The 13,787-nt window shown below is 55.3% G+C and carries 11 protein-coding genes; 6 read left to right on the top strand and 5 right to left on the bottom strand.

All coding sequences use genetic code 11. The features are described from left to right. Window positions 1-2: 2 nt before the first annotated feature. The 5 genes from mraZ to leuO form a co-directional block, all read right to left on the bottom strand. Window positions 3-461, bottom strand: a complete 459-nt coding sequence (mraZ, locus tag ACOI7D_RS16015) for a division/cell wall cluster transcriptional repressor MraZ (protein ID WP_004204327.1) — start codon at window positions 459-461, stop codon at window positions 3-5. Between the two features lie 640 nt (window positions 462-1,101). Next, window positions 1,102-2,106: a catabolite repressor/activator gene (gene cra / locus ACOI7D_RS16010; RefSeq protein WP_244341730.1), complete on the bottom strand. Its 1,005-nt coding sequence runs from the start codon at window positions 2,104-2,106 to the stop codon at window positions 1,102-1,104. 180 nt (window positions 2,107-2,286) lie between these two features. Further along, complete coding sequence (ilvN, locus tag ACOI7D_RS16005) at window positions 2,287-2,778, bottom strand: acetolactate synthase small subunit (protein WP_002888536.1); 492 nt, start codon at window positions 2,776-2,778, stop codon at window positions 2,287-2,289. Window positions 2,779-2,780: 2 nt separating this feature from the next. Further along, window positions 2,781-4,505, bottom strand: a complete 1,725-nt coding sequence (ilvI, locus tag ACOI7D_RS16000) for an acetolactate synthase 3 large subunit (protein WP_002888534.1) — start codon at window positions 4,503-4,505, stop codon at window positions 2,781-2,783. A 394-nt stretch (window positions 4,506-4,899) separates the two neighbouring features. Continuing rightward, window positions 4,900-5,868, bottom strand: coding sequence for a transcriptional regulator LeuO (gene leuO, locus ACOI7D_RS15995; RefSeq protein ID WP_072140386.1), 969 nt, complete (start codon window positions 5,866-5,868; stop codon window positions 4,900-4,902). A 614-nt stretch (window positions 5,869-6,482) separates the two neighbouring features. On the opposite strand from leuO, the gene leuL reads away from it, so the two are divergent. The 6 genes from leuL (at window position 6,483) to ACOI7D_RS15965 (ending at window position 13,777) form a co-directional block, all read left to right on the top strand. After that, entirely contained in the window at window positions 6,483-6,569 is an 87-nt protein-coding gene (leuL, locus tag ACOI7D_RS15990) for a leu operon leader peptide (protein ID WP_072013397.1), read from the top strand. Between the two features lie 95 nt (window positions 6,570-6,664). Next, complete coding sequence (gene leuA / locus ACOI7D_RS15985; RefSeq protein ID WP_109546654.1) at window positions 6,665-8,236, top strand: 2-isopropylmalate synthase; 1,572 nt, start codon at window positions 6,665-6,667, stop codon at window positions 8,234-8,236. Further along, entirely contained in the window at window positions 8,236-9,327 is a 1,092-nt protein-coding gene (leuB, locus tag ACOI7D_RS15980; protein ID WP_023291974.1) for a 3-isopropylmalate dehydrogenase, read from the top strand. Before leuA ends, leuB begins: the two co-directional genes overlap by 1 nt. A 2-nt stretch (window positions 9,328-9,329) precedes the next feature. Next, window positions 9,330-10,730, top strand: a complete 1,401-nt coding sequence (gene leuC, locus ACOI7D_RS15975; protein WP_023291973.1) for a 3-isopropylmalate dehydratase large subunit — start codon at window positions 9,330-9,332, stop codon at window positions 10,728-10,730. 10 nt (window positions 10,731-10,740) lie between these two features. Further along, a complete protein-coding gene (leuD, locus tag ACOI7D_RS15970) occupies window positions 10,741-11,346 on the top strand; it encodes a 3-isopropylmalate dehydratase small subunit (protein ID WP_023291972.1) in 606 nt (201 codons plus the stop codon). 397 nt (window positions 11,347-11,743) lie between these two features. Continuing rightward, entirely contained in the window at window positions 11,744-13,777 is a 2,034-nt protein-coding gene (locus tag ACOI7D_RS15965; RefSeq protein ID WP_044521016.1) for an FAD-dependent oxidoreductase, read from the top strand. The last annotated feature ends 10 nt before the right edge of the window (window positions 13,778-13,787 follow it).

Below are 13,787 nucleotides of genomic sequence, written 5' to 3'. Positions count from 1 at the left end.
TTTTATAAAGACAAATCCTGCAGGCGCTCCGACAGTTCACCGGTCGCGGACTGCTCAGCGTCGATATCTTCCTTGACCCGTTGATACCAGGTCGTTTCGTCCCACAGTTCAAATTTATTAAACTGCCCGACCAGCATCACTTCTTTTGTCAGCCCGGCATGCTGCCGTAACACCGGCGCTATCAGCAAGCGACCGGCATTATCCATCTGACATTCGCTGGCATGACCCAGAAGCAAACGCTGTACGCGCCGCTCAACGGGATTCATGCTCGATAAACGCGACAATTTCTGCTCGATGACTTCCCATTCAGGCAATGGATAAAGCAGCAGGCACGGGTGATGAATGTCAATGGTGCATACCAATTGACCGGCAGCGTCCTCGATCAGCCCATCGCGATAGCGCGTTGGCACGGCCAGGCGGCCTTTGCTGTCGAGATTGACTAACGTTGCTCCACGGAACATGCCAGCCTCACCCCTTTTCGCCACTTTATCCCACAAATTCCCACCACAAGGAGTTTACGGAGCGGAGGAAAAGCTTGTCAAGCCAGCACGAATGCCAACGGAGCTCAAAAACCCATTATTTACAGCCGACATTAGCCCTGATGAAAAAATCATCAACAGGCGAGGCAAATTAACGTTATGAATACGTGTAAGAAAATAACCAACAAACTCGTAACAGTTATAAACATCAAAATATCTTCGGCGGGAAAATATAAAGTGTCAGTTTGCGACGCGAGCGGCATTTTAGGCCATTATGCCGGCCGTTAACAGTACCTGTTGCTGGCTGAAGGGCTGACCAGGCGCGGGATAAGGCAGGAGAGAAAGGTTGGGACTAACAAAATGGGTGTTAATTCAGCAATTAACCTGGTGAATGTAACAAAATAATACAATTAAAGCCGGCACAATCATTTTTTGTGTCCCGTTTTGAGTCGCAAAACGATTGCCAGCGAATAAAACAAAATAACGCGTAAAGAAGTTTAGGGATTTGTCTGAAATATATTCAGTTTTGCATTCTGGACGTCAGTTGCCTGATTTATCGCCAGCGGCCTGCTCTCTGGCAGGCCTGCCAGGATTAATCCTGGGTGCTGACGATATTGCGCCCTTAACGGCGATTCAGGCTGCCGCGGCGATAAAGATTACGACGAATACGGCTGAGGCCCGGCTTCGGCTTGCGCGGTTCATCGAGGCTGGCGAGGACGATCTCGAGCACCCGCTCAGCGACATCGCGATGGCGCTGGGCCACGGCCAGTACCGGACACTGCAGGAAATCGAGCAGCTCATTATCGCCGAAGGTGGCGATCGCCAGCTCGGAAGGCAGTTTACCCTCACGGCGCAGCGTCACATCCATGACGCCCTGCAGCAACGCGAAAGAGGTGGTGAACAGCGCCTGCGGCATCGGATGGGTTTCAAGCCATTTCTCAAACAGCTGGGCCGCCGCTTCTCGCTCGTAGCTGTTGGCATAGAGATAATGCACCTCACGCGGATCTTCCTGCCAGGCTTTACGGAAGCCTTGCTCGCGCAGGAAGCTCACCGACAGTTCCGGCAGCGCGCCCAGATAAAGCACCGTTTCGCCGGGAAAAGTGCGCAACTCGGCGGCGAGCATCTCGGCATCATCCTGGTCAGCGCCGACGACGCTGGTGAAGTGCTCGCGGTCAAGGGCGCGGTCGAGGGCGACAATCGGAAACGGATCGTTAGCCCAGCGCTGATAAAAAGGGTGCTCCGGCGGCAGCGAGGTGGAAACAATGATGGCGTCCACCTGGCGCTGTAGCAGATGCTCGATACAGCGCATTTCGTTATCGGGCTGATCCTCCGAGCAGGCAATCAGCAACTGATAGCCGCGCTGGCGCGCCTGCCGCTCCAGATAATTTGCAATGCGGGTATAGCTGGTGTTCTCCAGATCCGGGATCACCAGACCGATAGAGCGTGTGCGTCCTGCACGCAGGCCAGCAGCGACCGCATTCGGGTGATAGTTGTGCTCTCGCACGACAGCCATCACTTTTTCGACCGTTTTGTCGCTTACGCGGTACTGCTTCGCTTTGCCATTAATCACATAGCTCGCGGTGGTTCTTGAAACACCGGCCAGCCGGGCGATTTCATCCAGTTTCACAATTGCCCCTTGGGTAAGAAGTGCCAAACATAACCATTATTCAGGTATGGAACCCTTTTTATAACATCTAAGCGCAGAATAGTTAGCGCAGCAACCGCTTTCGCTTACAGTTCCTACTGATTTCGCAAAAAAAAAGCCCGACAGTCGCTGCCGGGCTATTTTTGCATCAGTTCCCGATCCTCAGCGCATGATTTTATCACCGCGAGACAGGCCGACCACGCCGGAGCGAGCCACTTCCACGATCCGAGCGACATCGCGCAGGGAGGCCAGGAAAGCGTCGAGCTTATCGCTGGTGCCGGCGAGTTGAACGGTATAGATAGAAGGCGTCACGTCGATAATCTGTCCACGAAAGATTTCGGTGTTGCGCTTCACTTCTTCACGGCCGTAACCGCTGGCCTGGACCTTCACCAGCATGATTTCGCGTTCGACATGAGCCCCCTGCCCCAGCTCGCTGACCCGCAGGACATCCACCAGCTTGTGCAGCTGCTTTTCAATCTGCTCGATCGCTTTTTCATCGCCCACGGTCTGGATGGTCATCCTGGAGAGGGTCGGATCGTCCGTCGGGGCGACAGTCAGGCTTTCTATATTATAGCCGCGCTGGGAAAAGAGGCCGATAACGCGGGACAATGCGCCCGATTCGTTTTCCAGTAATACCGATAATATCCGGCGCATAATCAGGTCCTCTCCGTTTTGCTCAACCACATTTCATCCATGCCGCCGCCGCGGATCTGCATGGGGTACACATGCTCACTGCCGTCGACGGTGACATCGACAAACACCAGCCGGCGCTGTCGCACCTGCTCCAGGGCTTCTGCAAGCTTCGTCTCCAGCTCCTGCGGCTCGCTGATGCGGATCCCAACGTGGCCGTAGGCTTCCGCCAGACGAACGAAGTCCGGTAGCGACTCCATATAGGACTGCGAGTGGCGCCCGGAATAAAGCATATCCTGCCACTGCTTCACCATCCCCAGATAGCGGTTGTTAAGGTTAAGCACCAGGACCGGCAGCTCATACTGCAGCGCAGTAGAGAGTTCCTGAATGTTCATCTGGATACTGCCGTCACCGGTTACGCAGACGACCATTTCGTCCGGCAGAGCCATTTTGACCCCCAGCGCAGCCGGTAGGCCAAAGCCCATGGTGCCGAGGCCACCGGAGTTAATCCAGCGCCGCGGCTTGTCGAAGGGGTAATAGAGGGCGGCGAACATCTGGTGCTGACCCACATCGGAAGTGACATAGGCATCGCCCTGAGTCAGGCGCCAGATCGTTTCTATCACCGCCTGCGGTTTGATCTTGTCGCTCTGGTCGTCGTAGCGCAGGCAATGGCGGGCGCGCCACTGCTCAATCTGCTGCCACCAGTCGCGAATGTCGTCCAGCGGCTGCTGCGCCTCTTCCTGCTCCAGCAGCTCCAGCATCTGCTCCAGCACCAGCCGGGCATCGCCGACGATCGGCACATCTGCTGGCACGGTTTTCGAGATTGAGGTCGGATCGATATCGATATGCAGCACAGTCGCGTTCGGACAGTATTTGGCCAGGTTATTGGTGGTCCGATCGTCAAAGCGAACGCCGACGGCAAAAATCACGTCTGAATGGTGCATGGTCATGTTGGCTTCATAAGTGCCGTGCATGCCCAGCATCCCCAGCGCCTGCGAGTGCGTCGCCGGGAAAGCGCCCAGCCCCATCAGGGAGGAGGCCACCGGCAGCTTCAGCTTTTCCACCAGCTCGCGCAGCTGAGGTTCGCAATGCGCATTGATCGCCCCGCCGCCGACGTAGACGACCGGCTTGCTCGCCGCCACCAGGGTCTGCAGGGCGCGTTTGATCTGGCCTTTATGACCGCTGGTCGTCGGGTTATACGAGCGCATGCTGACCGCGTCTGGCCAGACGTACGGCAGTTTCTTCGCCGGATTGAGTATATCCTTCGGCAGATCGACCACCACCGGCCCGGGGCGACCGCTGGCCGCCAGCCAGAAGGCTTTCTTCAGCACGCCGGGAATATCTTCGGTCTGCTTCACCAGGAAACTGTGCTTCACCACCGGGCGGGAAATCCCCACCATGTCGCACTCCTGGAAGGCATCGTAGCCGATAAGCGATGTCGCCACTTGCCCGGAGAGGATCACCAGCGGGATAGAGTCCATATAGGCCGTCGCGATACCGGTGATGGCGTTCGTCGCCCCAGGCCCTGAGGTCACCAGCACCACACCGACCTCCCCGGTCGCTCGCGCCAGGCCATCCGCCATATGCACCGCCGCCTGCTCGTGGCGAACCAGCACATGATCGATACCGCCAAGGGTATGTAACGCATCATAGATATCGAGGACTGCGCCTCCGGGATAGCCGAATACTTGCTTGACGCCCTGATCGACAAGCGATTGGACGACCATCTCGGCTCCTGACAACATCTCCATGGTTTGCCTCCAGGCTTATTGTTTTACGACAGCGGAACTCAATTTCCGCGCGCTCGCACGATGCGAAGGAGTACCCCTCCGCACTGAGGTGAATGGACTGCATGCCACTACCATAACTGCTCGCCAGCAGGCAGGCAATTCGCCACCGGAGATGCTTTCTAAGTAGAATAAGAAGAAAAACAAGCGGAGAGAGGGAAATATGGTGGAATGCTTCAGATATAAGAAAAGAGAATAGTAAATACTCGGAGAAAAGGCGCGATAGCAGGAATTGATCCATTTTTTGCTAACGGGCGGAGAGCAACCGAAAGGGTAAACAGCATAAAATTCTGCATTATTGTAATTAAATCATATAAAAAAAGGAGCCGAAGCCCCTTTCATGCTTATTGCCATCGGCTCAGCGCTGACAAATATCCACCAGCAGCTCTTCCATCCACTGATGACCTTTATCGCGACCCGCCGCTTCGTGCCAGGAGAGATAGCAGGTCCGGCTATTCACCTTCAGCGGCAGAGGTAATATTTGCAGCGCTAACTTATCGGCAAACTCATTTGCCAGCCAGCGCGGCGCAATGGCCACCATCTGCGTTTGCGACACCACGTTTAATACGCTGACCATCGCATTACCTTGATATGCGATGCGCGCTTGTTTATCGGCCGTGTCATACCACGGCAGACTGAATGAGGCATACCGATCGAGAGCCACCGCGGCATGCTCCTCGCGATAAATATCAGCCTCCATCACCGGTCCGGAGATACGCGGATGGTTGCGGCTAGCCACCAGAACCATTTCATCTTTGAATAGCGGTACACAGGCAAACTCAGGACGACGAAATTCTTCATAACCGATCACAAATTCCGTTTCCTGATAACGTAACTGATGTTCCGTATTTTGATTAAGCGCTGATTTAAAGACTAAATGAATATTGGGCGCGATTTCGGCGACTTTATTAAAAATCACCGACGTCAGGATGTTATCCAGCGGGCTACAGACGCACAGATTGAAAACACGCTCACTGCTCAAGGGTTCAAAACCGGAGCCTGGCAATTCGTTTTGTACCAGCTGCAGCGCCTGACGCACCGAGCCAAACAGCTGATAGGCCCGCGCCGTCGGCTGAATACCGCGGCCATAGCGCACAAACAGCTCATCATTAAACATCACTTTCAGACGTGAAACCGCGTTGCTCACCGCCGGTTGAGACATGCCGAGCGTATGGGCGGCACGGGTAATATTCTGTTCCTGCATAACCGCATCAAAAACGGTAAGCAGATTGAGATCAACCATCCGTAGTTGAGGTTTTACGACTTCCTGTCCGGGGGCTGATTTATATTCTGGACTTTCAATTAACATATCTAGTTCCGCCGTCACGATGAATTCCCTTTACTAAACCGCTATAATTAGCGCCGAAAATATCATTTATCATGCCAATGACATTTGCAAAATAGCAAAGGTGTATTTTAGGAATATATCAAGGCTATGAGTGGCAGTGTCAAACCGGTACCACCGGAATAAATAAACTGCTCAAACAATATGAGTTACTTAATGAAGATGAGTCTAACCATAATCCAGGAAAATAAAAACAACACCAATGGTTAACTGTAACTTAAGCAATAATAAAGTATTTTATTTTCCACCCCATAAAATTAACAACTATTTATCATTGAAAAAAGATCCGCTAAGGGGTAGACATATTCACACGAAAAATAAATATAATTATTTCATTCAGATAGCGATTTTTGACCGCTTCGCTCGCGGCGCATCGTGAGCGAGGCCTTTAATGCAAAGTACATTTTCAAATGAAACATATCCCTGTGCGCCCCCGCAGGTCCAAAATAGGATCTTCGGCAAAAAAGGGCTAACATCAGCACAATTAGCTAATTCACGCTGCGGACCAAAAACGCTTTTTCCATGCCAGGGGTTGACTTTGAAACGGCTATCCAGTAACTCTAAAAGCATAACGATTTCATCTGGAGTTTGACGCAATGATTCGCACCACTCGCATCACCAGCCTACTACTACTAAACGCATGCTATTTGCGCGGTAGGCTGTTGGGCGACGTTCAGCGTTAAGTCATCTTCCAGCAAGACTATAAAACCCGCGCCTTGGCGCGGGTTTTTTTATGCTCGTCAACAAGGCGCCAGGACAAAGACTAAGGATCCAAACCATGAGCCAGCAAGTCATTATTTTCGATACGACCTTACGTGATGGCGAACAAGCGTTACAGGCAAGCCTGAGTGTCAAAGAGAAGCTGCAGATCGCTCTGGCCCTCGAGCGCATGGGTGTTGACGTGATGGAAGTCGGTTTCCCGGTTTCTTCTCCGGGCGATTTTGAATCCGTGCAGACCATCGCGCGCACCATCAAAAACAGCCGCGTATGCGCCCTGGCGCGCTGCGTCGAGAAAGATATCGACGTAGCGGCGGAATCCTTAAAGGTGGCCGAAGCGTTCCGTATCCACACCTTCATCGCCACCTCGCCGATGCATATCGCCACCAAACTGCGCAGCACCCTGGATGAGGTCATTGAGCGTGCGGTTTATATGGTGAAGCGGGCGCGCAACTACACTAACGATGTCGAGTTCTCCTGTGAAGACGCCGGCCGTACGCCGATTGCTGACCTGGCTCGCGTCGTGGAAGCCGCGATTAACGCTGGCGCCACCACCATTAATATTCCGGATACCGTCGGCTACACCATACCGTTCGAGTACGCCAACATTATCAGCGGCCTGTATGAGCGCGTACCGAATATCGACAAAGCCATTATCTCCGTCCATACCCATGATGACCTGGGTATTGCCGTCGGCAACGCCCTCGCCGCGGTCCACGCCGGAGCCCGCCAGGTAGAAGGCGCGATGAACGGTATCGGCGAGCGTGCCGGCAACTGCGCGCTGGAAGAGGTCATCATGGCGATTAAAGTGCGCAAAGACATCATGAACGTGCACACCAATATCAACCACCATGAAATCTGGCGCACCAGCCAGACCGTCAGCCAGATCTGCAACATGCCGATCCCGGCGAACAAAGCCATCGTCGGCACCGGCGCCTTCGCCCACTCCTCCGGTATCCACCAGGACGGCGTGTTGAAGAACCGCGAAAACTACGAAATCATGACCCCGGAATCCATCGGCCTGAACCAGGTACAGCTGAACCTGACTTCCCGCTCCGGCCGCGCGGCGGTGAAACACCGGATGGAAGAGATGGGTTACCAGGAGAGCGATTACAACCTGGATCACCTGTACGACGCGTTCCTGAAGCTGGCGGACAAAAAAGGCCAGGTCTTCGATTACGATCTGGAAGCGCTGGCCTTCATCAACAAGCAGCAGGAAGAGCCGGAGCATTTCCGCCTGGATTACTTCAACGTTCAGTCCGGCTCCAGCGATATCGCGACCGCCTCGATCAAACTGGTCTGCGGGGATGAGATCAAAACGGAAGCCGCCAACGGCAACGGTCCGGTTGATGCTATCTACCAGGCGATTAACCGCGTCACCGATTACAACATTGAATTAGTGAAATATGGCTTAAGCGCGAAAGGCCACGGCAAAGACGCCCTGGGCCAGGTGGATATCGTCGTTGACTACAACGGTCGCCGTTTCCACGGCGTTGGTCTGGCAACAGATATCGTAGAGTCGTCAGCCAAAGCGATGGTTCACGTGCTGAACAACATCTGGCGCGCCGCCGAAGTCGAAAAAGAATTGCAACGCAAAGCTCAGAATAAAGAGAACAATAAGGAAACCGTGTAATGTCGAAGAATTACCATATTGCCGTTTTGCCGGGTGATGGCATTGGCCCGGAAGTGATGAACCAGGCGATGAAAGTACTGGAAGCCGTGCGCCAACGTTTTGCCATGCACATTACCACCAGCCAGTACGACGTCGGCGGCGCGGCCATCGACCGTCAGGGAACTCCCCTGCCGCAGGCGACCGTCGCCGGATGCGAGCAGGCGGACGCGATCCTGTTCGGCTCCGTCGGCGGCCCGAAGTGGGAACACCTGCCGCCCGCAGAACAGCCAGAGCGCGGCGCCCTGCTGCCGCTGCGTAAACACTTTAAGCTGTTCAGCAATCTGCGCCCGGCCAAACTGTATCAGGGGCTGGAAGAGTTCTGCCCGCTGCGCGCCGACATCGCCGCCAACGGCTTCGACATTCTCTGCGTTCGCGAACTGACCGGCGGCATCTACTTCGGTCAGCCGAAAGGTCGCGAAGGCAGCGGTCAGCATGAGAAAGCTTTTGATACCGAGGTGTATCACCGCTTTGAAATCGAACGTATCGCGCGCATCGCGTTTGAATCCGCCCGTAAACGTCGTCACAAAGTGACCTCCATCGATAAAGCCAACGTCCTGCAGTCGTCCATTCTGTGGCGCGAAATCGTCACCGAGATCGGCAAGGAGTATCCGGACGTTGAGCTGGCGCATATGTATATCGATAACGCCACCATGCAGCTGATTAAAGATCCGTCCCAGTTCGACGTGCTGCTGTGCTCCAACCTGTTCGGCGACATCCTCTCCGACGAGTGCGCAATGATCACCGGCTCGATGGGTATGCTGCCGTCCGCCAGCCTCAACGAACAAGGTTTCGGCCTGTACGAGCCAGCAGGCGGCTCGGCGCCGGATATCGCCGGCAAAAATATCGCTAACCCGATCGCGCAGATCCTCTCCCTGGCGCTGCTGCTGCGCTATAGCCTCGACGCTGACGAGGCGGCGAGCGCGATTGAAAGCGCGATTAACCGCGCTCTGGAGGAAGGCGTTCGTACCGGCGATTTAGCGCGCGGCACGGCAGCGGTCAGCACTGATGAAATGGGCGATATCATTGCCCGCTATGTCGCAGAAGGGGTGTAATCATGGCGAAGACGTTATACGAAAAATTGTTTGATGCGCACGTGGTGTATGAGGCGCAAAACGAAACTCCGCTGTTGTATATCGACCGCCATCTGGTGCATGAAGTCACCTCCCCGCAGGCCTTTGACGGCCTGCGCGCCCACGGCCGCCAGGTGCGCCAGCCGGGTAAAACCTTCGCCACCATGGATCACAACGTCTCGACGCAGACCAAAGATATTAACGCGTCCGGCGAGATGGCCCGCATTCAGATGCAGGAGCTGATTAAGAACTGTAAAGAGTTCGGCGTTGAGCTGTACGACCTGAACCACCCGTACCAGGGCATCGTTCACGTGATGGGCCCGGAACAAGGGGTTACCCTGCCGGGGATGACCATTGTGTGCGGCGACTCCCATACCGCCACCCACGGCGCCTTCGGCGCGCTGGCCTTCGGCATCGGCACCTCCGAAGTAGAGCATGTGCTGGCGACCCAGACCCTGAAACAGGGTCGTGCGAAAACCATGAAAATCGAAGTGCAAGGCAAAGCGGCGCCGGGCATCACCGCCAAAGATATCGTGTTGGCGATCATTGGTAAAACCGGCAGCGCCGGCGGCACCGGCCACGTGGTGGAGTTCTGCGGCGAAGCGATCCGCGATCTGAGCATGGAAGGCCGCATGACCCTGTGCAACATGGCGATCGAGATGGGCGCGAAAGCGGGCCTGGTCGCGCCGGATGAAACCACCTTCAATTACGTACGCGGCCGTCTGCACGCGCCGAAAGGCAAAGATTTTGACGATGCGGTGGCGTACTGGAAAACCCTGAAAACCGACGACGGCGCCACATTTGACACCGTAGTGACGCTGCAGGCGGCTGAGATTGCCCCGCAGGTGACCTGGGGCACCAACCCGGGCCAGGTGATTTCGGTCAGCGATAATATCCCCGATCCTGCGTCGTTCAGCGACCCGGTGGAACGCGCCAGCGCCGAGAAAGCGCTGGCCTATATGGGGCTGAAATCCGGCATTCCGCTGACGGAAGTGGCTATCGATAAAGTATTCATCGGCTCCTGTACCAACTCGCGTATCGAAGATTTGCGCGCGGCGGCGGAAATCGCCAAAGGGCGTAAAGTGGCGCCGGGCGTCCAGGCGCTGGTGGTGCCGGGTTCCGGTCCGGTGAAAGCGCAAGCGGAAGCGGAAGGCCTGGATAAGATCTTTATCGAAGCCGGCTTTGAGTGGCGCTTACCGGGCTGCTCTATGTGTCTGGCGATGAACAACGACCGCCTGAACCCGGGCGAGCGCTGCGCCTCCACCAGCAACCGTAATTTTGAAGGCCGCCAGGGCCGCGGCGGACGCACGCACCTGGTGAGCCCGGCAATGGCCGCGGCGGCAGCTGTGACCGGCCATTTCGCCGATATCCGTAATCTGAAGTAAGGAGACCATCATGGCAGAGAAATTTACCCAACATACCGGCCTGGTGGTTCCGCTGGATGCTGCAAACGTCGATACCGACGCGATCATTCCCAAGCAGTTTCTGCAGAAAGTGACCCGCACCGGCTTTGGCGCGCACCTGTTCAACGACTGGCGCTTCCTCGACGATAAAGGTCAACAGCCGAACCCGGAGTTCGTGCTGAACTTTCCTGAGTACAAAGGCGCATCTATCCTGCTGGCGCGGGAAAACTTCGGCTGTGGCTCCTCGCGCGAGCATGCGCCGTGGGCGCTGACCGATTACGGTTTTAAAGTCGTTATCGCCCCAAGCTTTGCCGATATTTTCTATGGCAACAGCTTCAACAACCAGCTGCTGCCGGTGACGTTGAGCGATGAGCAGGTCGACGAGCTGTTCAAACTGGTGCAGGCCAACCCGGGCATTACGTTTGAAGTGGACCTGGAAGCGCAGGTGGTTAAAGCGGGGGATAAAACCTACAGCTTTAAGATCGACGATTTCCGTCGCCACTGCATGCTCAATGGCCTGGATAGCATCGGCCTGACGCTGCAACATGAAGCGGCTATTTCCGACTATGAGCACAAGCTGCCGGCGTTTATGAATTAATCTTCGCGCCCGGTCATTTGACCGGGCTTTTTAGTTTATTGCGGCAGAAAATTGCGATCTCACGCACAAAAAACAATATTGCTTCGCCGATCGTCAGCCCATGACGTTGGCCTGCCCCACGCGATAAAGACGAATGATTCCGCTTTCCTCCCCCTGACCTGCGTGGTTTATGTATTATCCCTTCACTGCAAGTAAAAATAAGGTACGAGTGTTTAATATAAAAATATAATAATGTGAAAAAAGCGTTAATCTCATAGAGAACCCCTATAGCTCACAGCAAAAAAAAGCATTATTTTTCGATTTTTCGCCTCGCTATCTTTTCCCACAGAGAAATATTAACTAAGGACACGCCCGGGCCCCCGCATAGCGGCTTCCCGGCCTCCTGTGGAGAGAAGAGATGAGCCACTATCCGCACCTTTTCAGTCCGTTGACCATCAACGGCATGACGCTAAAAAACCGCATTATTATGCCCCCGATGGGCACCAATATGGCCACGCTCAATGGCGAGGTCTCGCAGGAACAGCTGGAATACTACGAACTGCGGGCCAAAGGCGGCACCGGGCTTATCACCATCGAAAACATCTGTATTGATTTTCCTTTCGCCTCCAACGGCACCACCCAGCTGCGGATCGATAATGATCAATATATCCCGCGGCTGTTTAAATTAACCGAGACCCTGCATAAACATGGCGCCTGCGTATCCATTCAGTTAAATCACGCAGGCGCTTCGGCTTATGCCTACCGCCTCGAAGGTCAGACTCCGCTCTCCTCCTCGACGACGCCCTCGAAAAAGCACGGTAATATTCCGCGGCCAATGACCCATGAGGAAATTTATCACGCGGTGGAAAAATTCGGTGACGCCGCAGAGCGCGTTCGTCGCGCGGGTTTTGACTGCGTCGAAATTCATGCCGGCCACTCCTATTTAATTAGCCAGTTTTTATCGCCGTTATTTAACAAGCGCACCGATGAATTTGGCGGCAGCGTCGAAAACCGCACCCGGATATTAAGTCTGATTGTCGATAAAGTTCGCGCCTGCGTCGGGCCGCGTTTTCCGGTCAGCCTGCGCATTAGCGCCGACGACTTCCTCAAGGGCGGCAATACCCTCGAAGATTCTCTGCGCATCCTTGAGCTTTGCCAGGAGAAGGTCGATATCATCAACGTCTCGGCGGCGCAGAACGACAACCTGAATCTGCAAATCGACCAGATGTCGCTGGAGGATGGCTGGAAGCGTTATCTCTCCCGCGCGGTGCGCGATAAATTCCATAAGCCCACGGTCATCGCCGGCAATATCCGTACCCCGCAGGTGGCCGAGGATATCCTCGCCAGCGGCGATGCCGATCTCATTGCCATTGGTCGCGGTCTGATTGCCGAGCCGGAGTGGGTGCAGAAGGTGCAAAGCGGTAAAGAACGCCTGATGCGCAAATGCATCTCCTGCAACATCGGCTGCGCCGACCATCGCATCGCCCGCTCGCGCCCGCTGCGCTGTTCAATTAACCCGGACATCATTCACGGCGATACCTACAAAACGCGGCGCGTTAATCGCGAAACGAACGTGGTCGTCATCGGCGCCGGCACTGCCGGGATGGAGGCCGCCTGCACCGCGGCGGAAGTCGGCTGCCACACCTGGCTGCTGGAGGCGAAAAATCACGTCGGCGGTCTCGCCAGCGATATCGCCCGTCTGCCGGAGAAAAAACGCATCGCGGATTTCCCGCAGTTTATGAAAAACCGCATCGCCGCGCTGGATAACCTGATGCTGCAGGTCGGCAAACGGGCAGACGTGGCCTCGGTTTCCGCCCTGCGTCCGCATCTGATCGTCAATGCCACCGGCTCAACCCCCCTGCTGCCGCCTATTGCAGGACTGCGGGAGAATATTGACGCCGAGGAAGGCAAGGTCTTTTCCATTACCGGCATGATCGGCAATCTGGCGAAATTTACCCATGTCGAGGGCAAACGCATCGCCGTTGTCGGCGCGGGCGCCGTTGGCCTTGACGTCATCGAATACTTTACCGCTCGCGGCGCGCAAGCGGTATTAATCGAAATGCAGGACGCCGCCGGTCGCGATCTCGACATCATTACCAGGAATGCCATGTTGACCATGCTCGACGAGCACCAGGTCGAACAGCACATGAATACGCAACTGATGGCGGTGGCTGCCGACCATTTCCAGGTGAAAAATACACAGCATACCTTCGATATCCCCTTCGACTACGGCTTTGTCTGCCTGGGGATGCGCGCCAACCGGACGGGTCTCGACGAGATCGAGCGCTGGGCCAATGCCAATAACGTCAAAATCATGAATATCGGCGACAGCGTGATGGCGCGACGCATTATCGACGGCATCCGCGAAGGCCGCAACGTGCTGGACACCCTCGAAGACATGGGTGCGCTGGGCAGCCGCGAAGCACAACGAATTCCCTTTCTAACTTATTGAGGATTTTTGT

Origin of the sequence: Klebsiella sp. C360, assembly GCF_048822415.1 — a bacterium.
Taxonomy (GTDB): domain Bacteria; phylum Pseudomonadota; class Gammaproteobacteria; order Enterobacterales; family Enterobacteriaceae; genus Klebsiella; species Klebsiella quasipneumoniae.
This window is presented reverse-complemented; position numbering and strand designations above follow the sequence as displayed.